The organism is Staphylococcus sp. 17KM0847 (genome assembly GCF_013463155.1).
Lineage (GTDB): Bacteria > Bacillota > Bacilli > Staphylococcales > Staphylococcaceae > Staphylococcus.
Genome location: NZ_CP040781.1, coordinates 1910937 through 1935814 on the forward strand (window position 1 = coordinate 1910937; position 24878 = coordinate 1935814).

13 protein-coding genes and 1 tRNA gene are annotated in these 24878 nt (G+C 39.0%); 6 read left to right on the top strand and 8 right to left on the bottom strand.

What is annotated here, in order from left to right:
- Window positions 1-475: 475 nt before the first annotated feature.
- Window positions 476-568: transfer RNA gene (locus FGL66_RS09335), tRNA-Ser, on the bottom strand.
- 429 nt (window positions 569-997) lie between these two features.
- Between FGL66_RS09335 and FGL66_RS09340 the strand changes: the two genes are divergently transcribed.
- From FGL66_RS09340 to FGL66_RS09350, 3 genes are all read left to right on the top strand, one after another.
- On the top strand, window positions 998-2107 hold the full coding sequence (locus FGL66_RS09340) for a YibE/F family protein (RefSeq protein ID WP_258007326.1): 1110 nt from the start codon (window positions 998-1000) through the stop codon (window positions 2105-2107).
- Entirely contained in the window at window positions 2104-2895 is a 792-nt protein-coding gene (locus FGL66_RS09345) for a YibE/F family protein (protein WP_180809543.1), read from the top strand. Before FGL66_RS09340 ends, FGL66_RS09345 begins: the two co-directional genes overlap by 4 nt.
- 224 nt (window positions 2896-3119) lie before the next feature.
- A complete protein-coding gene (locus tag FGL66_RS09350) occupies window positions 3120-5171 on the top strand; it encodes a Mur ligase family protein (RefSeq protein WP_180809544.1) in 2052 nt (683 codons plus the stop codon).
- Between the two features lie 64 nt (window positions 5172-5235).
- Here FGL66_RS09350 and isaB read toward each other — a convergent pair whose 3' ends face one another.
- A complete protein-coding gene (gene isaB, locus FGL66_RS09355; RefSeq protein WP_180809545.1) occupies window positions 5236-5760 on the bottom strand; it encodes an immunodominant staphylococcal antigen IsaB family protein in 525 nt (174 codons plus the stop codon).
- Between the two features lie 309 nt (window positions 5761-6069).
- On the opposite strand from isaB, the gene FGL66_RS09360 reads away from it, so the two are divergent.
- Window positions 6070-6342 (top strand): hypothetical protein, encoded by a 273-nt coding sequence (locus FGL66_RS09360; RefSeq protein WP_180809546.1) that lies wholly within the window; start codon window positions 6070-6072, stop codon window positions 6340-6342.
- 62 nt (window positions 6343-6404) lie between these two features.
- Here FGL66_RS09360 and FGL66_RS09365 read toward each other — a convergent pair whose 3' ends face one another.
- From FGL66_RS09365 to FGL66_RS09380, 4 genes are all read right to left on the bottom strand, one after another.
- Window positions 6405-16604 (bottom strand): GA-like domain-containing protein, encoded by a 10200-nt coding sequence (locus FGL66_RS09365; RefSeq protein WP_180809547.1) that lies wholly within the window; start codon window positions 16602-16604, stop codon window positions 6405-6407.
- Window positions 16605-17075: 471 nt separating this feature from the next.
- The gene (locus FGL66_RS09370; protein WP_500862571.1) at window positions 17076-18014 is read right to left on the bottom strand and encodes a CHAP domain-containing protein; all 939 of its coding nucleotides are present in this window, start codon (window positions 18012-18014) and stop codon (window positions 17076-17078) included.
- A gap of 618 nt (window positions 18015-18632) precedes the next feature.
- Window positions 18633-19778 carry a bifunctional cystathionine gamma-lyase/homocysteine desulfhydrase gene (locus FGL66_RS09375; RefSeq protein WP_180809549.1) on the bottom strand — a complete coding sequence of 382 codons (1146 nt, stop codon included), beginning with the start codon at window positions 19776-19778 and terminating at the stop codon, window positions 18633-18635.
- Window positions 19779-19781: 3 nt separating this feature from the next.
- Window positions 19782-20678, bottom strand: coding sequence for a PLP-dependent cysteine synthase family protein (locus FGL66_RS09380; RefSeq protein ID WP_180809550.1), 897 nt, complete (start codon window positions 20676-20678; stop codon window positions 19782-19784).
- 155 nt (window positions 20679-20833) lie between these two features.
- On the opposite strand from FGL66_RS09380, the gene FGL66_RS09385 reads away from it, so the two are divergent.
- Entirely contained in the window at window positions 20834-22162 is a 1329-nt protein-coding gene (locus FGL66_RS09385) for a carboxylesterase family protein (RefSeq protein WP_180809551.1), read from the top strand.
- A gap of 130 nt (window positions 22163-22292) precedes the next feature.
- On the opposite strand, the gene FGL66_RS09390 is transcribed toward FGL66_RS09385, so the two are convergent.
- The gene (locus FGL66_RS09390; protein WP_180810517.1) at window positions 22293-23624 is read right to left on the bottom strand and encodes a sodium-dependent transporter; all 1332 of its coding nucleotides are present in this window, start codon (window positions 23622-23624) and stop codon (window positions 22293-22295) included.
- Between the two features lie 187 nt (window positions 23625-23811).
- Here FGL66_RS09390 and FGL66_RS09395 point away from each other — a divergent pair, with 187 nt between their 5' ends.
- Entirely contained in the window at window positions 23812-24003 is a 192-nt protein-coding gene (locus FGL66_RS09395) for a hypothetical protein (protein WP_180809552.1), read from the top strand.
- Window positions 24004-24067: 64 nt separating this feature from the next.
- Here the strand turns inward: FGL66_RS09395 and FGL66_RS09400 are convergent, their stop codons facing one another.
- The gene (locus FGL66_RS09400; protein WP_258007274.1) at window positions 24068-24874 is read right to left on the bottom strand and encodes a pyruvate, water dikinase regulatory protein; all 807 of its coding nucleotides are present in this window, start codon (window positions 24872-24874) and stop codon (window positions 24068-24070) included.
- Window positions 24875-24878 lie beyond the last annotated feature (4 nt).

Here is a 24878-nt window from a genome sequence, read left to right on the forward strand (position 1 = left end):
TACCGTTTGTAATCATACCAAAAAAAAAAAAAAAAACACTATTTGTTTATAGGATTTTTTATTTGAAAAAATTATCGTTTTGCAAAACTTAAACTAAAATAAGATATATTATTAAAAGCAACAACATCTTTAATAGTATGTATTATTATTGAAATTATATTGAATTCACGATGTTTATAACCTTTTAGCGTAAGATGTAACCTATGATGCTTTATAATGTTATCTTATAAAAAGTTGTAATATCAGAGGCTTTCAATAGAGCTATCATAAATATTAAGAATGAATTCGTAGTTCAGACCTCTACTGATATCAAAGTTTTCAAAATAATATTCTCTTATCATAATGAAATATTTGTAAAAAAATAAGTGTGCTATGACTTGAGTCACAACACACTTCAAATAATAAAAAGCCAAGCATTCAACGATGTTAAATGTTTGGCTTTTCTTATCTATTTAGTCTTGGATTTTACTTATAATGGCGGAGGAAGAGGGATTCGAACCCCCGCGAGCCGTTAAGCCCCTGTCGGTTTTCAAGACCGATCCCTTCAGCCGGACTTGGGTATTCCTCCATTTATTTAAGACAATAACTATAATATTATAGGTTCTATATAATGTCAACAATAATCCACTAGTATTTTAGGCGAATTGCGTTATATTGAGAATATATACAACATTTAAGGTGAATTACTCACATCGGATATGTAATGGCTGGATTAGAAATCAAAATATTTATAGCGAAAGGCATACTAAAAACCTTAATACCTCTGTTGACCTCAACAAAGATGACGAATCAAATCAAAAATTGTTATAAGCCTCTTTACAATTCTACCTTTTACCATGATTGATTCTACATCTCAAAAACTTCTATATACATCCATTAAAAACGACTTTAATACCGTGCATTTATTTTTGAGATAGACGTTCAGTGTTTACAATTGCTATTACGATGTGAGTAAGATACGCTTATTTTATTATAGAAAAAGGAGTGACGTCACTTGATTCGTAGACTGTTCAGTCAACCATGGCATATTGTTATCGTTATGAGCTTTATATGTGCGATTGTTGTTATACTGTTTACACGCTATAATGCGACATTCTATCATATGCCTATCGGAGAAGTCACAAAAGTAAGCGCACAAGAAACCCAAAAAACAGTGGATGAACATCATAATCATGACATACATCATACGGATCAATTAACGATCCAACTGCTTAATACTAAACACAAAGGGGCATATGTTGTTGTTGAACATAAATATAATCGTTCCCATACTGAGTCACAACCTTATAAAAAAGGAGATCACCTGTTACTACACCTTAACACTTCTACTCATGAAGCACATATTATAGAAAAAAAGCGAGATACACTCGTAACAGCGATTGTTAGTTTCTTTCTGATTTCATTACTCATCGTAGGGCAACGTATCGGTCTACAGTCTATTGTTTCTCTTCTCATAAACACACTTGCTATTCTCTCAGCAATAGGCTTGTATCACAAATATCCACAGCTCCATCTATTTTTTCTAATGAGTGGTGCTGTTGTATTGTCGACTACATTCACACTTTTACTCGTTATCGGTTGGAATGCACGTACATTCATGACAACCATTAGTACATTATTAGGAACATTTATTTGTGTTGCTATTGCATGGGCTACTATTACACTTACCGGTGGACAAGGGATTAAATATGAAACAATGAGCTTTTTGACTGTCCAGCCCAAAATGATTTTCTTAACTTCTGTTCTTGTTGGAACACTTGGCGCTGTGATGGACGTTGCGATTACTATATCGAGTGGCATGTATGAAATTTTGCAACGCACACCACATATCACTATGACACAATGGTTACGTGCTGGACAAAATATTGGTAAAGACATTATGGGGACGATGACAAATATTTTGCTATTTTCTTATTTAGCAGGTGCACTCCCCATGTTGTTACTCTTCTTAAAAAATGGCAATACACTCACTTACAGTATTTCAATGAATTGGTCACTAGAAATTGCTCGAGCCATCACAGGCGGAATTGGTATTGCTTTAACTGTACCACTGACTATTTTATTTATGCAGTTGTGGTATAAATGGAAAGGAGTACTTAAAACATGAATAGTATTGTTATCTTAGCACTGATTTTATTTACATTAATGACCTTATTCGGAGGTAAGACGGGTGTCATTTCATTTTTGACATTATTTCTAAATTTTATTGTATTGTTCATAACGGTACTGTTTATTGTATTTGGGGCTCCTATTTATGTCATGTCCCTTATCTTTTGCCTCTTACTCAGTGCAATCAATTTATTCTTGCTTAATGGCTTTAACACTAAAACGCGCGCTGCTTTTATTGCTAGCCTTCTGACAACATTAATTATGATTGGAGCTATTTATAGTTCTGTACATTGGGGGCATCTCCAAGGATTTACAACAGAGGAGCAAGATGAAACGTATATCTTTTCTTTAAATATTGGTATAAACATGACACAGTTTATGGTTTTTACAATTATTTTAGCCGTGATTGCAGCGGTGATTGATTTAGCTATTACGATTAGTTCACCTATATATGAGCTATATCAGACTAACCCCCTATTAACACAGCAGCAGCTCTTCCAATCAGGCATGCGTGTGGGGCGAGAGATTTTAGCAACTTCTGCACAGACCATTTATCTGGCTTTTATTGGAGGTTCGTTAACACTACTGTTTTGGTTTTTTAACTTAGACTATTCATTCGGTCATTTTATCAATTCCAAGCTATTCACTCAGGAGATTATAACGATATTACTCGGTGGCATCGCAATTGCACTCTGTATTCCTATATCTGCCTTTGTCACAGCATGGTTTATCTCTCATCAACCTCACCTTGCATCTGACCCAACACATACCAGTAAAAAATCATAAAAACACAACGATAATATAGAGAAGATGTCAAAGCCTTTCTGAATGATCAAGGTTTCGATATCTTCTTTTTTATCCAACTGCACCCTATTACACTATAATATTCATTATTATTTACAAAAGTATATTAGCGTTTAAAATTAACTATGGTAAAATAGTAAAAGCCTATCTGAACAGTTGATAGACTTACATATTAAGTTTGAACAAATCATAGGAGCTGGTATATTTTGATATCTCTTAAAACTATTTGTGACATTGTACATGGTCATACTGTTAATATCGATAAAAATAATGAAAACCATATGATTGATGACTTTGAGTCAATCTTTAAACACGTTAAATCCAAAAACACGGCCTATATATCGCCTAATAAAACAACTTGGGCTAAACAATTAGGAAGAAATAAAAATGCCCCAGACGGTAATGATTTAATCGATCTTTCTCATAAAGAGGTTGGTGTAATTATCACGGAAAAAGCGATAGAAGCCCCTGATTATAATATTCCACAAATTATCGTGGAAGACTCTATTATCGCACTCAAGACACTAGCCATACACATTCGCAATCAATATCAAAACCCTCTGATTGCTATTACAGGGTCTATGGGTAAAAGCTCAACACGTATGTTAACAACGGCTTTGCTTCAAAACTATCACGTCTTAGAAAATCGTGGCAATAACAATGTGAGATCTGCCATTTATATCAATATGTTAAAACTCATTAAAAATCCAGACTTCGCAGTTATTGAAACTTCTCTAAACGCGATTAATTATATTGAAGATACCGCTGTCTACTTACGCCCAGATATTGCAGTCGTTACAGGAATTGGTGCTGCTCATTTTTCTACCTTTAAAAGCATCGAAGACATCGCTAAAATAAAATCTAGAATCTTTCATGGCTTAACTCAAAACGGTATCGCAATCATAAATCACGATACCTTGTTTGCCGATTATCTCGTTGAACAAGCTTCATCATACACTAATAATGTCTACACGTATTCGATAGATAATCATTCAACAGCTGACTTATCACCTGAAATGATAGCATACGATAAAGGGGCAATCCGTTTTGATATTTATGAAAATAACACGTTACAAACCTACAAACTCAATACCATTAGCTCTGGTATGGTTTCAAATACTTTAGCTGCCCTACTTGTCCTTAAACATTTAAATATTCAGGCAAACAATGACTTTTTAGATACTTTTCGTCCATTCTCAAAGATATTAAAAATGAAACAAATCGTTAAGAATGACAAGCAACTTACACTACTTGATGATACACATAATGCATCATTACCTGCTATGATTAATGCGATTAAAGCCTTTGATACGCAAGCAAAGTTCTTTCAAGGAAATAAAATTATTGCGCTTGGACAAATTAGCGACTTGGGTCATAAATCCAAAGAGGTTCACGAAGCGCTTATACCTGTTCTAGAAAATTCTCATGCCGATTATATACTATGCCTAGATGATGCACTTCGTTTTGTAGTCAACAAAGTTAAAAATAAGCACATTACTTGGTATGCGAGTAAAGAAATGATGATGAATGATTTAAAATTTTTATGCAATGCGGACTCAATCACACTATTAAAATCTTCCAGTAGTGGTACATCATTCCCAGAATTAGCACAAAAATTACCTGATATTCTTAAAAACGATACAAACATCTACAAAAGTAATAACTTATTTGATGAAATGCGTCGACGTGGTCAAAGCTATATTATTGTCGATAACAAAACAAACGCTATTGAACAGTCGGTAAATACCCATGATTCAATGACATTAGAAGGTATGGGTGCCCTTCTCTATTACATATATGCAATGGACAAAAGCATCCCAAATGAAACATTAACACTTAAAAAATGGCCGACAAATAAAGGTATGTTTGCGACTCACACAAAATTTACAACTTATGAACTGTTGAATAATATTTCTCATACAGCACACCCCTCCGCTTTATACGAACTCTCGGACTACTTATTTTCGAATTTTGCTAATAGAAAAAAGTATATTAAAAATATTGTACAAAAATATGGCTGTGATCCTTCCATATCTGTTAATTTGACTGGTCGCTTTAGAGTGAAAGAACGTCAAAGTTTCTCAGTACATGACTTGTATCAAATTTATAAAGACTATAAATATGAACTGTTCCGTTTTCGCAATACTTTCTTAATTGGAAATCGATATAAAAGTGGTTACATTAGAGGAGAGACCAAAACTATTATTTTCACATCTTATTCTGATTTATCCTCTCTCAAACAACTTATTTCTTTTTAAAAAGTGCATAAAAGGACAAAAAGAGGCTGACGATTCTATCAATCATCAGCCTTCTTCATTATATTTATTGTTGTGCTACTCGGTCTTTAGCAGTGATAACAATGACATCTCCCGGAAAGAAACTCACCTGTGTCATGCCCGCATCATAAAACCCTTCTGAGTTCACATGAGCCTTTATATCTTTTTCATTGTCTTTAATTTCATTCACACGCAATGCTAAGTCAACAAGTTTGTCATTGGCATCAAATCCTAAAATCACACCATTTTGAGTATAGTACGTGATACCTCCCTCGACACCATCTGACTTCACATCTTTACCCCATGCTTTTTCCATGTCAGCTTTTGTAGATTCTCCCACTTTTAAGCCTTCATATTTAAAATTATCTGCTTTCAATGCTTGATAGAAATACTTATCTTTTAATGCATCATTTGATTTATGGTTAAAAACACCTTTATAACTGTAATATGGTTTTTTCATTTCTTTTGCTGCTTGTGCGGTTCCATCAACTGCATTCGAAGTTGCTACTGTACCTAGCAAGACTCCTGCTGATAAACCTGTAGCTACTAAAACTTTAACGTATTTTTTCATGATTGTTCACTCCTCAAAATTTTATCATTCATCTTCTCAAAGACTATCAGACAAAATCATATCCATAACGGCAGTCAGTCTCTCTACCACAACTATCAAATCATACATTTAATCTATTTTATACTTGAGTACATTTTAAAACTTTTACCGTATACTAATCGTATCACGCTCTTCAAAAAAATGCACTTCTGACTCCTCAAGACGTCATTAATATTGCATATCTAGTCATAAACAGAGGAGAATCCATATTTAAAATAACATCTATGATATACTATAAATCATACATTATATATAAGGAGCGATGCATTTATGGCTAAAAAATCAAACAAGCGACTTAGTTTTCTGTCAACATTATTATCAGGTACAACAATTGCAATAGATGGCTATAACAAGTATGCATATCAGTCTAAAAATAAAAAATTAAGTTATGCCTCTTTAAGCATTGGCATTGCTGATATTTTATTAGACTTTTATCTATCACTAGGTGCTAAAAACAAGATGATCAAAGCATGGTCTCTGTTTTCATTAAGCCGCCAACTCTTGGCACAAATAGACAAATTCAAATCAATTCATAACGAATAATTATCTTTAAAAAAAGCAGCAGAAACCTTTTATTAGGCTTCTACTGCTTTCTTTTTTGAATATTATTCTTTTTCGGACTGATCCTTACGTCTTCTGAATAAGAAAATTGCACCTAAACCAGCAATCAAGCTTCCAAATAATGTTGTACTTGATGGTACTTCACCTGTGTTAGGTAAAGTCTGCGTATTTGAACTTTTTTGCTTTTCAAAAGCCATATTTTTATCTTTAGTCTCAACTGATTGTTCCTGTTGTTTTGGCATGCTTACGTCTGAATTACCGTCCATCGCTTGATCTTGTTGTACATTCTCTTTTGGTGTTGGCGTAACTTGTTGATTGTCTTTCATATCATCACTTGACATTGGTGTCACCTCTGGAATGACAATGCCATTAAGCTTTTCAAGCACTTTACGCAACTCGGACTGTTGATGCTTTGGTAGGGCATCTACTAGAGCCTGTGCTTTAGCTTTCTTAGCTTTTGCCTCTTCAAGTAATTTAATTAATTGTGTACGTTCTTCTGGCGTAATTACTTTATCTTCATTAGCTTTTGCTAATGCTTCTTTGGCTGCTTGATCTGCGACTTTTGCTTCCTCTACTGCCATTTCTGCTGATGCTAAATCTTCTGTATCTAAGATGCCATTGTTATTCGCATCATTTACTGCTGGTACCTCAACTGGGGTCACTTCCGCTAAGCGATCTACTAAGTTTTGTTTGCCTTCTGTACCTTCTGGTACTTCTGCTAACGCTGTTTCAGCTGCTTTTTTCGCTGCTGTCACTTTCGCATTCTCTGCTTCTATTTCCGCTTTTTCTGCTTCCGTTACAATACCATCTTTGTTTACTTCCGCTAATTTTGCTTCTGCTGCTTTTTCCGCTGCTTCTGCTGCCTCTACAGCTGTTGTCGCTTCTGCTAACTTCGCATCCACTTCATCTGCGATACCATTGTTATCCGCATCATTTACTGCTGGTACCTCAACTGGGTTCACTTCCGCTAAGCGATCTACTAACTTTTGTTTGCCTTCTGTACCTTCTGGTACTTCTGCTAATGCTGTTTCAGCTGCTTTTTTCGCTGCTGTCACTTTCGCATTCTCTGCTTCTACTTCCGCTTTTTCTGCTTCCGTTACAATACCATCTTTGTTTACTTCCGCTAATTTTGCTTCTGCTGCTTTTTCCGCTGCTTCTGCTTCCTCTACGGCTGTTGTCGCTTCTGCTAGCTTCGCATCCACTTCATCTGCGATACCATTGTTATCCGCATCATTTACTGCTGGTACCTCAACTGGGTTCACTTCTGCTAAGCGATCTACTAAGTCTTGCTTGCCTTTTGTACCTTCTGGTACTTCGTCAACCAACGCTTGCGCTGCTTCTTTCGCTGCTGTCACTTTCGCATTCTCTGCTTCTATTTCCGCTTTTTCGGCTTCCGTTACAATACCATCTTTGTTTACTTCCGCTAATTTCGCTTCTGCTGCTTTTTCCGCTGCTTCTGCTTCCTCTACGGCTGTTGTCGCTTCTGCTAGCTTCGCATCCACTTCATCTGCGATACCATTGTTATCCGCATCATTTACTGCTGGTACCTCAACTGGGTTCACTTCTGCTAAGCGATCTACTAAGTCTTGCTTGCCTTTTGTACCTTCTGGTACTTCGTCAACCAACGCTTGCGCTGCTTCTTTCGCTGCTGTCACTTTCGCATTCTCTGCTTCTACTTCCGCTTTTTCTGCTTCCGTTACAATACCATCTTTGTTTACTTCCGCTAATTTTGCTTCTGCTGCTTTTTCCGCTGCTTCTGCTTCCTCTACGGCTGTTGTCGCTTCTGCTAGCTTCGCATCCACTTCATCTGCGATACCATTGTTATCCGCATCATTTACTGCTGGTACCTCAACTGGGTTCACTTCTGCTAAGCGATCTACTAAGTCTTGCTTGCCTTTTGTACCTTCTGGTACTTCGTCAACCAACGCTTGCGCTGCTTCTTTCGCTGCTGTCACTTTCGCATTCTCTGCTTCTATTTCCGCTTTTTCGGCTTCCGTTACAATACCATCTTTGTTTACTTCCGCTAATTTCGCTTCTGCTGCTTTTTCCGCTGCTTCTGCTTCCTCTACGGCTGTTGTCGCTTCTGCTAGCTTCGCATCCACTTCATCTGCGATACCATTGTTATCCGCATCATTTACTGCTGGTACCTCAACTGGGTTCACTTCTGCTAAGCGATCTACTAAGTCTTGCTTGCCTTTTGTACCTTCTGGTACTTCGTCAACCAACGCTTGCGCTGCTTCTTTCGCTGCTGTCACTTTCGCATTCTCTGCTTCTATTTCCGCTTTTTCGGCTTCCGTTACAATACCATCTTTGTTTACTTCCGCTAATTTCGCTTCTGCTGCTTTTTCCGCTGCTTCTGCTTCCTCTACGGCTGTTGTCGCTTCTGCTAGCTTCGCATCCACTTCATCTGCGATACCATTGTTATCCGCATCATTTACTGCTGGTACCTCAACTGGGTTCACTTCTGCTAAGCGATCTACTAAGTCTTGCTTGCCTTTTGTACCTTCTGGTACTTCGTCAACCAACGCTTGCGCTGCTTCTTTCGCTGCTGTCACTTTCGCATTCTCTGCTTCTACTTCCGCTTTTTCTGCTGCCGTTACAATGCCACCTTCAGTTACTTCCGCTAATTTCGCTTCTGCTGCTTTTTCCGCTGCTTCTGCTTCCTCTACGGCTTTTTTCGCTTCTGCTAACTTCGCATCCACTTCATCTGCGATGCCATTGTTATTCGCATCATTTACTGCTGGTACCTCAACTGAGTTCACTTCTGCTAAGCGATCTACTAAGTCTTGCTTGCCTTTTGTACCTTCTGGTACTTCGTCAACCAACGCTTGCGCTGCTTCTTTCGCTGCTGTCACTTTCGCATTCTCTGCTTCTACTTCCGCTTTTTCTGCTGCCGTTACAATGCCACCTTCAGTTACTTCCGCTAATTTCGCTTCTGCTGCTTTTTCCGCTGCTTCTGCTTCCTCTACGGCTTTTTTCGCTTCTGCTAGCTTCGCATCCACTTCATCTGCGATGCCATTGTTATCCGCATCATTTACTGCTGGTACCTCAACTGGGTTCACTTCCGCTAAGCGATCTACTAAGTCTTGCTTGCCTTTTGTACCTTCTGGTACTTCGTCAACCAACGCTTGCGCCGCTTCTTTCGCTGCTGTCACTTTCGCATTCTCTGCTTCTACTTCCGCTTTTTCTGCTGCCGTTACAATGCCACCTTCAGTTACTTCCGCTAATTTCGCTTCTGCTGCTTTTTCCGCTGCTTCTGCTTCCTCTACGGCTTTTTTCGCTTCTGCTAGCTTCGCATCCACTTCATCTGCGATGCCATTGTTATCCGCATCATTTACTGCTGGTACCTCAACTGGGTTCACTTCCGCTAAGCGATCTACTAAGTCTTGCTTGCCTTTTGTACCTTCTGGTACTTCGTCAACCAACGCTTGCGCCGCTTCTTTCGCTGCTGTCACTTTCGCATTCTCTGCTTCTACTTCCGCTTTTTCTGCTGCCGTTACAATGCCACCTTCAGTTACTTCCGCTAATTTCGCTTCTGCTGCTTTTTCCGCTGCTTCTGCTGCCTCTACAGCTGTTGTCGCTTCTGCTAACTTCGCATCCACTTCATCTGCGATACCATTGTTATCCGCATCATTTACTGCTGGTACCTCAACTGGGTTCACTTCCGCTAAGCGATCTACTAACTTTTGTTTGCCTTCTGTACCTTCTGGTACTTCTGCTAATGCTGTTTCAGCTGCTTTTTTCGCTGCTGTCACTTTCGCATTCTCTGCTTCTATTTCCGCTTTTTCGGCTTCCGTTACAATACCATCTTTGTTTACTTCCGCTAATTTCGCTTCTGCTGCTTTTTCCGCTGCTTCTGCTTCCTCTACGGCTGTTGTCGCTTCTGCTAGCTTCGCATCCACTTCATCTGCGATACCATTGTTATCCGCATCATTTACTGCTGGTACCTCAACTGGGTTCACTTCTGCTAAGCGATCTACTAAGTCTTGCTTGCCTTTTGTACCTTCTGGTACTTCGTCAACCAACGCTTGCGCTGCTTCTTTCGCTGCTGTCACTTTCGCATTCTCTGCTTCTATTTCCGCTTTTTCGGCTTCCGTTACAATACCATCTTTGTTTACTTCCGCTAATTTTGCTTCTGCTGCTTTTTCCGCTGCTTCTGCTTCCTCTACGGCTGTTGTCGCTTCTGCTAGCTTCGCATCCACTTCATCTGCGATACCATTGTTATCCGCATCATTTACTGCTGGTACCTCAACTGGGTTCACTTCTGCTAAGCGATCTACTAAGTCTTGCTTGCCTTTTGTACCTTCTGGTACTTCGTCAACCAACGCTTGCGCTGCTTCTTTCGCTGCTGTCACTTTCGCATTCTCTGCTTCTATTTCCGCTTTTTCGGCTTCCGTTACAATACCATCTTTGTTTACTTCCGCTAATTTCGCTTCTGCTGCTTTTTCCGCTGCTTCTGCTTCCTCTACGGCTGTTGTCGCTTCTGCTAGCTTCGCATCCACTTCATCTGCGATACCATTGTTATCCGCATCATTTACTGCTGGTACCTCAACTGGGTTCACTTCTGCTAAGCGATCTACTAAGTCTTGCTTGCCTTTTGTACCTTCTGGTACTTCGTCAACCAACGCTTGCGCTGCTTCTTTCGCTGCTGTCACTTTCGCATTCTCTGCTTCTATTTCCGCTTTTTCGGCTTCCGTTACAATACCATCTTTGTTTACTTCCGCTAATTTCGCTTCTGCTGCTTTTTCCGCTGCTTCTGCTTCCTCTACGGCTGTTGTCGCTTCTGCTAGCTTCGCATCCACTTCATCTGCGATACCATTGTTATCCGCATCATTTACTGCTGGTACCTCAACTGGGTTCACTTCTGCTAAGCGATCTACTAAGTCTTGCTTGCCTTTTGTACCTTCTGGTACTTCGTCAACCAACGCTTGCGCTGCTTCTTTCGCTGCTGTCACTTTCGCATTCTCTGCTTCTATTTCCGCTTTTTCGGCTTCCGTTACAATACCATCTTTGTTTACTTCCGCTAATTTCGCTTCTGCTGCTTTTTCCGCTGCTTCTGCTTCCTCTACGGCTGTTGTCGCTTCTGCTAGCTTCGCATCCACTTCATCTGCGATACCATTGTTATCCGCATCATTTACTGCTGGTACCTCAACTGGGTTCACTTCTGCTAAGCGATCTACTAAGTCTTGCTTGCCTTTTGTACCTTCTGGTACTTCGTCAACCAACGCTTGCGCTGCTTCTTTCGCTGCTGTCACTTTCGCATTCTCTGCTTCTATTTCCGCTTTTTCGGCTTCCGTTACAATACCATCTTTGTTTACTTCCGCTAATTTTGCTTCTGCTGCTTTTTCCGCTGCTTCTGCTTCCTCTACGGCTGTTGTCGCTTCTGCTAGCTTCGCATCCACTTCATCTGCGATACCATTGTTATCCGCATCATTTACTGCTGGTACCTCAACTGGGTTCACTTCTGCTAAGCGATCTACTAAGTCTTGCTTGCCTTTTGTACCTTCTGGTACTTCGTCAACCAACGCTTGCGCTGCTTCTTTCGCTGCTGTCACTTTCGCATTCTCTGCTTCTATTTCCGCTTTTTCGGCTTCCGTTACAATACCATCTTTGTTTACTTCCGCTAATTTCGCTTCTGCTGCTTTTTCCGCTGCTTCTGCTTCCTCTACGGCTGTTGTCGCTTCTGCTAGCTTCGCATCCACTTCATCTGCGATACCATTGTTATCCGCATCATTTACTGCTGGTACCTCAACTGGGTTCACTTCTGCTAAGCGATCTACTAAGTCTTGCTTGCCTTTTGTACCTTCTGGTACTTCGTCAACCAACGCTTGCGCTGCTTCTTTCGCTGCTGTCACTTTCGCATTCTCTGCTTCTATTTCCGCTTTTTCGGCTTCCGTTACAATACCATCTTTGTTTACTTCCGCTAATTTCGCTTCTGCTGCTTTTTCCGCTGCTTCTGCTTCCTCTACGGCTGTTGTCGCTTCTGCTAGCTTCGCATCCACTTCATCTGCGATACCATTGTTATCCGCATCATTTACTGCTGGTACCTCAACTGGGTTCACTTCTGCTAAGCGATCTACTAAGTCTTGCTTGCCTTTTGTACCTTCTGGTACTTCGTCAACCAACGCTTGCGCTGCTTCTTTCGCTGCTGTCACTTTCGCATTCTCTGCTTCTACTTCCGCTTTTTCTGCTGCCGTTACAATGCCACCTTCAGTTACTTCCGCTAATTTCGCTTCTGCTGCTTTTTCCGCTGCTTCTGCTTCCTCTACGGCTTTTTTCGCTTCTGCTAACTTCGCATCCACTTCATCTGCGATGCCATTGTTATTCGCATCATTTACTGCTGGTACCTCAACTGAGTTCACTTCTGCTAAGCGATCTACTAAGTCTTGCTTGCCTTTTGTACCTTCTGGTACTTCGTCAACCAACGCTTGCGCTGCTTCTTTCGCTGCTGTCACTTTCGCATTCTCTGCTTCTATTTCCGCTTTTTCTGCTGCCGTTACAATGCCACCTTCAGTTACTTCCGCTAATTTCGCTTCTGCTGCTTTTTCCGCTGCTTCTGCTTCCTCTACGGCTTTTTTCGCTTCTGCTAGCTTCGCATCCACTTCATCTGCGATGCCATTGTTATCCGCATCATTTACTGCTGGTACCTCAACTGGGTTCACTTCCGCTAAGCGATCTACTAAGTCTTGCTTGCCTTTTGTACCTTCTGGTACTTCGTCAACCAACGCTTGCGCCGCTTCTTTCGCTGCTGTCACTTTCGCATTCTCTGCTTCTATTTCCGCTTTTTCGGCTTCCGTTACAATACCATCTTTGTTTACTTCCGCTAATTTCGCTTCTGCTGCTTTTTCCGCTGCTTCTGCTTCCTCTACGGCTTTTTTCGCTTCTGCTAGCTTCGCATCCACTTCATCTGCGATGCCATTGTTATCCGCATCATTTACTGCTGGTACCTCAACTGGGTTCACTTCCGCTAAGCGATCTACTAAGTCTTGCTTGCCTTTTGTACCTTCTGGTACTTCGTCAACCAACGCTTGCGCCGCTTCTTTCGCTGCTGTCACTTTCGCATTCTCTGCTTCTACTTCCGCTTTTTCTGCTGCCGTTACAATGCCACCTTCAGTTACTTCCGCTAATTTCGCTTCTGCTGCTTTTTCCGCTGCTTCTGCTTCCTCTACGGCTTTTTTCGCTTCTGCTAGCTTCGCATCCACTTCATCTGCGATGCCATTGTTATCCGCATCATTTACTGCTGGTACCTCAACTGGGTTCACTTCCGCTAAGCGATCTACTAAGTCTTGCTTGCCTTTTGTACCTTCTGGTACTTCGTCAACCAACGCTTGCGCCGCTTCTTTCGCTGCTGTCACTTTCGCATTCTCTGCTTCTACTTCCGCTTTTTCTGCTGCCGTTACAATGCCACCTTCAGTTACTTCCGCTAATTTCGCTTCTGCTGCTTTTTCCGCTGCTTCTGCTTCCTCTACGGCTTTTTTCGCTTCTGCTAGCTTCGCATCCACTTCATCTGCGATGCCATTGTTATTCGCATCATTTACTGCTGGTACCGTAACCTCAGTCACTTCTGCTAAGCGATCTACTAAGTCTTGCTTGCCTTTTGTACCTTCTGGTACTTCGTTCACCAACGCTTGCGCTGTTTCTTTCGCTGTCTTTAATACTTCATTCGCTGCTTCTACTTCCGCTTGTTCCTCTGGTGTTACAACGCCATTTTCTTTCACTTTAGCTAATGTAGCTTCTGCTTCCGCTTTGGCTTCTTCCGCCTTCTTTACTGCCTCTGTCGCTTTTGCTAAGTCTTCTGCATCCGCGATATTATTGTTATTCGCATCATTTACTGCTGGTACATCTATACCAGTTAATGCTTCTAACTCCTGTGGCATTGTACCTCTTTGTTGCTCTGGGAGTGCAGCAACTTGTCGTTCGGCTTCAGCTTTCTTCTGTTCAGCTGTTTCTTGCGCTTTCAGTAAAGCATCATGTTCTGCCTGTGTAATCAACTGATCTGTTTGTGCTTGCGATAAAGCCTCTTTCGCTGCTTGATCTGCACGTTTTGCCTCTTCAACAGCTAATTGTGCTTGTTGTACTTGCTCTGCTGATTCACCCGACTTGATCGCTGCTTTCACATCTTCTGACAACGATAAAGACACTGTCGGTTTATCTGTCTGCAAGTTATCCCATGACGTTGTGCCGTTATTAAAAGTCCATGTTACAGGAACTTCTAACTTTTCATTTTCTGCATCATAATAGCTTTTAAGTCTTTGCCACTTTTCAGTATTATCCTCAATATCTGTCACGGTTAAGCCGTGTGTCAATGTCAACGGTAATTCATAAATATTATCGTATGTTGTTGATTGTTTTAAGATATTAAGGTTTTCAACACCCTTTTGTCCCGGTACGATTACAATATTATTAGAAGTGCTGACACTCTGATCAATTGTAAATTTTGATGTTCTGCTTTCGTTTAATGTTACTGTGATGTCTTGTGGTAATTGAACACCCATTGTAATTGTTGACGGCAATGTTGCAGGTTTACTCACTGTACGACTTGGAACAGTTTGGACGAGTTTAACTTGTCCGTCACCTTCTGTCGGATTTTCAACTTCTTCTACTAAATAAGGTGGGATCGGTAGTAAGAGTAACCCTTTAACATCAAATGCTGGACCACTTGCCCCTGTACCTGTAATCGTGTAGTTCAGTTGCTCTGTATTTTGGAATTCAACAGTTACACGTTTATTATTATCATAAGTTGCACCTTTTCCATCTGGACCGGAAGTGAGTGTGATTTTATCTTCAGTCAACTCCATTAAAGCTGTTGCTTGTTGTCTGTTTTCATCACTAATATAAAGTTTACTAATATCTGCACGGTCGAAAGTAATCGACTTACGTGTTTCATTGGTTTTACTGCTCGAATAATCATCTAAGTCATAAACATTCAATAATCCATTGACTGCTTCACGTTCTCCTTTAAGCGCATCCAAGCCTGCTAATAAATCTGCTTTAGACATGCTTCCACCTTGAACGGTATTATAAAAATTATCAAATGTTGATTGGTCTTGATGGTTTAAAAATGTGATCTCTGCTGATGCACCCCCACCATTTCTTGATGCGATAGACAACACGTCTGTACCCGATGTTAAAAAGTAACGTGTATTATCACGGTCGCCTGCTTCTGACGGAATCATTGTTACTTTTACGAGTGCGTCAATCAAATGACCATTAGAAGAACCGATATTGCTAAAATACACATATGCTTCTGGTGTTGTGTTATTCAACGTAATAAAGTTTCCTTTATACGCTACAATAGTTCCTCCATTGTTGACAGCAAGTGATTTACTTTGAACTGTGTCTGAACCATTAATTAAAAATGCATAAGACTTACTTTTCCCCTGCACAAATCTTGGAGAAAAATTGATCTCTTCTGGAGCAAGTGTTATAGACGGATCATCTACCTTTTGTACTAAATCTCCTGTGTAATCATAAATTTTTCCTGTATATGTGTCAGTACCTGTTACTGCTGCTCTCGTCGATGTATTTGCACTTCTCACTGCCATACCTGAGAGACTACGTGTCGAAAATACCGCATATGGCGTGTCTTTTTCCATTTCTTCTGCGAGTTGTTCAGCAGCATCATAAAGTGTTGATGGTGCTTCTGTTGGTTGCGCATCCACACTGCTCACTTTTGATAGTTGAGGTGTCGTGTCTTGTATCTTATGCTCTTGTACCGTATTATCATTTGTTTCTATAAGTTGTTCTGACGTTGAAGTCGGTTCTGGTGTTTCAAGTTTTTCAATTGCGTCTGTTTCAGGCACAGTTGTTTTTGCTTTTGATGTCTCTTCATTTTGAACTTCTGCTACTGGTGACTCTACGCTTTCTTCACTTTGTTCAGGAGCTGTTTGTTCAGAATCTATCTGTGGTTCTGCTTCAACCGGTTTATCTTGCGTCTGTTCTGTTGTAGTTTGTTCCGATACTTTTTCGTTTGTCACTGATTCTTCTGTGTCATCGATAACACTACTATCAACCGTTTTCTCCGTTTCTTGTACAGGTTCTGTTGTTGGTGTTTCATCTGTATTCGGTGTCGATGTTTCATCTGTACCTTGTTGTTGTTGTGTTTCTTGTTCAGATGCTTGGGCTTCTTGACCTATGCCAAAAACAAGCGTTGCACCAACAAGTAATGATGCCGTACCTAACGACAATTTTCTGATAGCATATTTATTTAATCTATTAGGAATAAAATCAAATTTGTTACTCATATAGACCTCCAAGTTTTTACTTTAGTTTTTTGAAAATAACATACTCCATACATGAATTTTAATTAAAAAATGAGATTTAGTAGTTGAAATACGGATATGAGGAAAAAAACGTAGATGATAAAACACTGCAAATAACATACAAAAAATAACATTTTAGAAATAACTATTCATGTCATTCGACATGTAGTTACACAATATTACTATAAAATTGGGCACAACGTATAGTGGATTCGCACATTGAAAATAATTGTTCACTCATATGTCATAAAAGCATCTCCATTTATTCAAAATATTCATATTATCTGTAAAAATCATATAATACATCCTGCAAAACAGGTGATAAATTTAAAAACGCTTTAACTGATATCGCAATATAGCCATTTATAAATCAAATACTTACGTCTATTCTACCAAAAATAAAAAAGAGACAGAACAATTGTCCTGCACTCTTTTTTATTTTATATCTAAGTTCTAATGAATGTATTTAAATGATGCTACGTTATAGCTTGGTACTGTTCGGTATGTTAAAACACCCGGTCCTGCGCTAAAGTTCATTTCTGATACTAATATACTCCCGTCACTGTTAATACGCTCAACATATGCAACGTGACCATAATAGCCAAGGTCTGATTGTAAGATTGACCCTACTGCTGGACGGTTAGTAATTGTATAACCATCTCTCGCTGCATTATCATCCCATACATTAGCATTCCACCAATATGTACTAATCGGACGCCCCGCTGCTTGACGTTTATTAAAAACATGCCATGTACATTGTCCCCAAGCATAACGGTTCGAATGGTTAAACGATGGCGACGTATAAGTATTACTTGTTGTATTTTGTGACGATACGGCTGTACCACTTACTTTCAATTTTTGACCCGGATGAATCAAAAAGCTACTTAAACCATTTAAGTTCATAATATTTTGATACGTTGTGCCATATTTTGAGGCAATTAAGCCTAATGAATCTCCAGCTTGAACCGTATAATATGTTGTATTCCCACTACGTACTGTTGTATTTGTTGTGGCGTTATACGTTGTGGCTGTACCGCTTACTTTTAATTTTTGACCTGGATGAATCAAAAAGCTATTTAATCCATTTAAGTTCATAATGTTTTGATACGTTGTGCCATATTTTGAAGCTATTAAGCCTAATGAATCTCCGGCTTGGACGGTATAATATGTTGTATTCCCACTATTTGTTGTCGTATTTGTTGCAGTATTATTAGTTGTTGCTGTGCCACTGATTCTCAATGTTTGACCTGGATGAATCAAAAAGCTATTCAAACCATTTAAACGCATAATGTTTTGATACGTTGTGCCATATTTTGAGGCAATTGACGATAATGAATCGCCTGCCTGTACGGTATATGTATGTCTTGCTGTTGTATTATTCGTGTTACGCACTGCTGTATGACTACGCCCCGATACATTCAACACTTGATTCGGAAAAATCAAATTCGAGTTCAGGTTATTTAATGATTTCAGCTGCGCGATAGATATATTATATTTTGTAGCGATTGACCATAAAGAGTCGCCTGCCTGTACACGATACGTTGCGGCTTCTACGTCAGCAGTTGCTGCAACTGTGGCAATAGCTGATGTACCTACAACAGCTGCGATTACTTTTTTACGCACGTTCTCTTCCTCCTTAATTACTGGTTCACTTTCCATACATTTTAACATTATACACTTAAACTTTTTGAAAATATATATATTCTATATAACATTATCATTACAAACGTTGCGATATAATGCTCTTTTTTTACATGAAGCGCATAACCCACTCGAATTAAAAACATACACATTAAAAATCATTGTGTTATATCGATATTTATTGAGACCTTTCATAACATCACTTTGTTAAAAAAGTACTGTTTCTCTATATGACCCATAAAAAATAAGCGACAACCGTGTAGGGTGTCGCTTTAAAACATGAATAAGTATTAATAAGAGCTAGAACATGAGAAAACTTCCACAACAACAAGCTTGCTATCTCGCTCACTAATTTATGTTTTACGAATACTATGCAAGTGTATCTAATGCTTGTTGTAAGTCTGTGACGAGGTCTTCAGTATCTTCAATACCTAATGAAAGACGAACTAAGCCGTCTGCAATGCCTTCTTTAGCGCGTACATCTGCAGGGATAGAGGCATGTGTCATTAAGCTTGGCACAGAGATCAAACTTTCAACAGCTCCTAGACTTTCTGCAAGTGTAAAATATTGCGTTTTTGTAACAAGAGCTTTTGCTTGTTCAACATTCGCCACTTCAAAGGACACAATACCTGGTGTGCCCTCCGCTTGTTTTTGATGTACTTCATAGTTCAAGTGGTCTTTTTGACTCGGGTGATAAACTTTCACGACATTAGGATGCTTTTGCAACATTGACACAACTGCTAGTGCATTTTTCTCAATTTGATCTAACCGTAAACCTAATGTTTTCATACCTCGTGCCAGTAAATAACTATCTTGTGGTCCCAATACACCACCTGTGGAATTTTGAATAAATGCAATACGTGCAGCTAATGCTTCATCGACCACTGCAACTAGTCCTGCAACCACATCGCTATGTCCCCCTAAATATTTTGTTGCAGAATGAACAACAATATCCGCTCCTAAAGTAAGAGGAGTTTGAAAGTATGGTGTCATAAACGTATTATCAACGACTGTCAACAATTGATGTTGATGTGCTAATGCACTCACCGCTTGGATATCCGTTACACGCAACAATGGATTAGACGGCGTTTCAATAAAAATCATTTTGGTATTGTCATTAATTTTATCACTAATATTTTGTAATTCTGTTGTATTCACAAAGTCAAATGTAATACCGTAGCGTTCAAATACTTTCGTCATTGCTCGATATGTTCCACCGTATACATCTGACCCGACAATAATATGATCTCCCTGATCAAGCAACATTATCACTGCACTAATCGCCGCCATACCAGAACCAAAGGCAAATCCATGTGTTCCGTGTTCTAAGTCAGCAATCACAGATTCTAATGCTGTACGTGTTGGGTTGGCTGTTCGAGAATACTCATAACCTTGTCTTAAAGTACCGATACCATCTTGTTCGTAGGTACTCGTTTGATAAATAGGTGTTGTCACAGCTCCTGTATATGGGTCTGTCGTTTGACCTCCGTGAATCAATAATGTTTTCTTATTCATAACTTAAACGCCTCCATATCGAAAAATTTGTTTTGACATATAACGATCACTACCATCTGGAAATATAACAATAATATTGCCTTGATCAATCTTTTTAGCAATGCGTAGTGCACCTTCTAACGCTGCACCGGAAGAACTGCCAACGAGTAATCCTTCATATTTTGCTAAATCGCGCACATGATGAAAAGCAATATCGTCCGAAACAACTTGAACTTCATGAATCAATGATGCATCCAGAAACACGGGCCATTCTTCAACACCGATGCCTTCCGTATCATGCTTGCCCTTCTCACTACCACTTAAAATTGAGCCAGTGGGTTCAACGACTACTGATTTCACACCATATCGTTGCAATACCTCTGCAACACCTGAAAATGTACCTCCTGACCCAGCACCTGCTACAAAATAGTCAAAGGTGGGGACTGCTTCTATTAATTCTTGTGCAAGGGTGTCTTTATAAGCAGCAGGATTATCCAACGTTTCAAATTGGTTTGTATAATATGCTCCATGTGTTTGTGCATATTGTTGCGCCTGACGACGAGCACCTATCATCCCTTCTGCCTTAGGTGTTCGATAAATCGTTGCCCCCAGTACACGCATAATTTCAATTTTTTCTTCTGCAAAACCTTCTGGAGCAAAAATAACACAGTCCACATTGTAGTATGTTGCAACAAGAGCTAGACCTATACCTGTGTTCCCTGCCGTCGCTTCGACAAGTTGACCTCCTCGTTTCAGCTGACCTTGTGCAATACCATTTTCAATCAAGTATTTACCGAGGCGATCTTTGATACTGCCACCGGGATTATACATTTCGAGCTTTGCATAAATTTTTACTGTATCTGTACTATAATGTTGCAACTGTACCAATGGGGTATGACCAATCAAATCTATCGTGTTCAAATTGTGCACTCCTTAAACCCTAGTTTCTCAATAAGAATTATAAGTTATATTTTTTATAAATTCAATTCAAAAATACTGCACAATCTTTACGTCATCGTTACAATAAATGTACATAAAGTAATATCCATCTCAATAAGAAATAGAGGAGCTAAAAAATGGTTGTTATTCATACATCACTCGGTTCCATTCGCGGTCAACGACAAAACGATTATGACGTCTTTAAAGGCATTCCTTATGCACAACCACCTTTAGGTTCATTGCGCTTTAAACACGCTCAACCTATTGATCAACCTTGGTCAAGTGAGTTAGATGCGACGCAGTTTGGTGCGATACCTATTCAGCCTTTTAACACACTTGAAAACTTTTTCTCAATTCAACATCTCACTCATTCACAGCACGAAGACTGTCTAACACTGAATATTTGGCGCCCACATATCAAACCGAATGATAATCTTCTACCTGTTATCTTATATTTGTATGGTGGAAGTTTCGTCAATGGTCATAGTGCACAATACCTTTATCAAGGAGAAATGATTGTCAAACAGGCACCTGTCATTGTGGTGACATGTAACTATCGGCTCGGCGCACTTGGATTTCTTGATTGGTCTGCAATTCATCCTGAGTGGGATAAGAATAACGGATTATCCGATCAACAATGTGCTTTACATTGGATTCATCATCATATTGCTGCATTTGGTGGCGATCCCTCTCGTATTACATTAATGGGACAATCTGCAGGTGCAATGAGTGTTCAAGCATTACTCCAATCTTCCGAAACATCACACCTTATTCACAATGCGGTTATGTTAAGTGGCATTCTTCAACCTGACACACCACACGATGGTCAGTATAAAGCCCATGAATTTCAAGCACTCAAAGATGCGCTATTCCCAGATATACAATGGCAAGACTTATGCAGCGAAGACATTTTAAAATTAATGACAAAACATCAACAACAATACGGCAAATCAAAAGGATTAGAGTTACTCTATCAACCTATTCTATTACTGGATAAGACATCTGTTTACACGCTCCCAACCTTTATCGGTGTAACAACCTCAGAAGGTGACATCTATATCAAAAATGAACATAAAAAATTAGCCCCTCAACAATTTCAGCGTATCACTGAACGTGCAGGGCTAAATGTACCAAACTTAATGGATATTCAAACTGCGCAACAACAACGTGACTATATTACAAAACATTATTTTCATGAGCCGTTGCAAAAATATATCAATCACTTAAATCACACTCAAAATATTTACACATATACTTTCTCTTGGTCATATCCATTACATCCTGATTTTCGTAGCGCTTATCATATTTTAGACGTTCTATTTTGGTTCGGTCGTCTTGATATTCTAGAAAGCCATGGCGTTCCTATTACACCACATATTCAACAACTCAGCCAACATATGATTGCAGACCTCACCTACTTTGTCTACCATAGCGAATTACCAAATAAACATATGGATTACAAATAAAAACGTGATGTATACTCTCACACTTTATAACTGCACACCATATAATTATCGGGAGTGAGACTAAGAAAGCTTTTGGCAAAAACGCGCTTTCTGTCCCGCTCCCGAATGACTTTAATAATTGATAGCGACACTATATCAATTGTAAAATGAATACTGCTAAAATAACGAAAGGTAATATGAATTTAATGAGTATGTACCATGGATAAAACAACTTAAATGTATCTCGACCAAATCCCTGTATAAGTAAATCCTTATCAAGAAGTTGACCAACAACCAATGTTGTCGCAAGCGCACCGAGTGGCATCAATAAATTAGATACTAAGAAGTCCATATTATCAAATATTGTACCTGCACCAAACTGTATATGGCTTAATGATCCAAACGATAACATAGCTGGAATACTAATGATTAGTACGGCAAAACTTGTTAACAATGCAACACGTGAGCGCTTAGCATTATCATTACGCGTTAAATTCGAAACATTTAATTCTAGCAATGAAATTGAAGATGTTAAAGCTGCAAATAAAAATAACACTAGAAAAATGACATAAAACAGTGTCCCAAATTGCATTTTCGCAAATACTAATGGAAGTACTTTGAACAGTAACCCCGGTCCTTCTGTGGGTTCATATCCAAATGCTTGTAATGCTGGAAAGATAGCTAACCCAGCTAAGACAGAGATGAAAATATTCATCACAACAATAGTGAGCGCTGAGGATTTAATCGTCATTTCTTTAGAAGCATAACTGGCATATGTAATCATACCTGTCGTACCTAGTGATAGTGCAAAGAAAGATTGACCGAGCGCAAAAAGCATAGACTCCATCGTAATATCACTTACACGGGGTTGCATTAAATAACGTACACCTTCCATTGCACCTTCCAATGACAATGCCTTTGCGACAATGACAAGTAAAAAGATAAAAAGTAGCGGAATCATAATTTTCGATGCTTTTTCCAGTCCTTTTTGTACGCCTAACATCACGATGACACATGTTAAGCCAATAAAAATAAACTGCCCCATAATCGTATAAACAGGGTTGCTAATAATCTGCTCAAACTGAATATCTTTCAAACCAGATGGCAAAACATGTAATAATTGCATTAATACTATGCCGATATAAATGACAATCCAACCACCAATAACACTATAAAAACCAAATAACACAAAAACGGCAATGTTCCCATTCCAACCGATAATATTAAGCCATTTCTTTCCTGTAAGTTTACTATAAATCTCTGTTGTATATGTACGTCCTACCTTCCCCACAATAAATTCCATTATAAGTAACGGTAGTCCGACTAATATTGTAAATACTAGAAACATCAATAAAAATGCGCCGCCACCATACATACCTGCCATGTATGGAAACTTCCACATTGCACCAAGACCGATGGCAGAACCTGCACTTGCCAATATAAATCCTGTTGATGTTTTCCATTGTGATTCTTTCCGCAAAATTTTTCACCCTTTCTACGTTAAAGCGTTAAAGTGATTTGGATAGTAATTGTTAGGACTATATCATACTATAAAGAACACCGCAATAAACTACAATCCTTTTAGAACAAAAATATTATGAAAATTCTGTGCAAATATTGAATATCCAAATACTTTTGGTATGATTAAATTGAATAAAGAGGTGAAAAATATGGCACAAAAGATAAAAGAACGCATTTACCTTATTGTGATTATCGCAAGTACATTGTGTGCATTATCGTCTGTATTGTTTAACTTGAGTCCTGCAGTTACTGCAACTGTAACATTTCTATCTGTCTTTATCTTTGCAGTACTCTATTTTATCGTACCGACAACAGACCATAATAATAAACGTGTCAAATAATAACTACAAAATCATCATAAAAAGACGACACATTTTGAAATAATTATCAAAATGTGCCGTTTTTTTATTTTTGTAAATATTTCTCAATATAAAACGCAGACTCTTCAATCGAACGATATTCTGTATTAATCACTATTGCATTCAAGCGATCAAAAATTTCTTCTGCATACGCGAGCTCTTGTTTAATACGTGCCAAGTCATTGTAATATGCTTTTCCAGAAATCCCAAGCACTTTCACACGCTCAGTTCGTATATTCATGATATATTGCGGACTTGCTGTTAAACCAAAGACTTTAAGATGCTTTTGCTTGAATACTTCATCTGGAATTTTGACTTCAGGCACGAGAGGAATATTCGCAACTTTGTACCCCTTGTTTGCTAAATACATACTCAGTGGTGTCTTTGATGTACGTGAAACACCCAAAATTAACGCATCCGCTTCTCCAATATCTGTAAAATGTTTACCATCATCATATTTCACAGAATACTCAATAGCTTCAATACGCTTGAAATAATCATCGTCCATTTTCCGTATCATACCTGTCTCTGATGTCGGAGCGATACCTGTCTTTTCTTGTACAAACCCCATCAATTCCGACATATAATCCACATAAGGAATCCCGTGTTCTACTGCATAAGCCTTTCCCATATTATTGTAATGACGCGAGACAATTGTTGTTACCACAATCGCACCTTTTGTCACAGCAAGTTCCAATATACGATACAAGTCTTCTTCATTATTAATGAATGGAAACTTTTTGATTTCAATTTGCTCAAGATTAGGAAACTGTCCCATCACCGCATGTGTCATACGTTGTGCCGTTTCTCCTAAAGAGTCTGACACAATGAATATTGTTAACTGCTTACTCACACAT

Bases quoted from the DNA above. Each gene is read 5' to 3' on its own strand.
- FGL66_RS09345 (WP_180809543.1), top strand. From the start codon at position 2,104: ATGAATAGTATTGTTATCTTAGCACTGATTTTATTTACATTAATGACC.
- isaB (WP_180809545.1), bottom strand. From the start codon at position 5,760: ATGAAAAAATACGTTAAAGTTTTAGTAGCTACAGGTTTATCAGCAGGA.
- FGL66_RS09360 (WP_180809546.1), top strand. From the start codon at position 6,070: ATGGCTAAAAAATCAAACAAGCGACTTAGTTTTCTGTCAACATTATTA.
- FGL66_RS09365 (WP_180809547.1), bottom strand. From the start codon at position 16,604: ATGAGTAACAAATTTGATTTTATTCCTAATAGATTAAATAAATATGCT.
- FGL66_RS09375 (WP_180809549.1), bottom strand. From the start codon at position 19,778: ATGAATAAGAAAACATTATTGATTCACGGAGGTCAAACGACAGACCCA.
- FGL66_RS09385 (WP_180809551.1), top strand. From the start codon at position 20,834: ATGGTTGTTATTCATACATCACTCGGTTCCATTCGCGGTCAACGACAA.
- FGL66_RS09395 (WP_180809552.1), top strand. From the start codon at position 23,812: ATGGCACAAAAGATAAAAGAACGCATTTACCTTATTGTGATTATCGCA.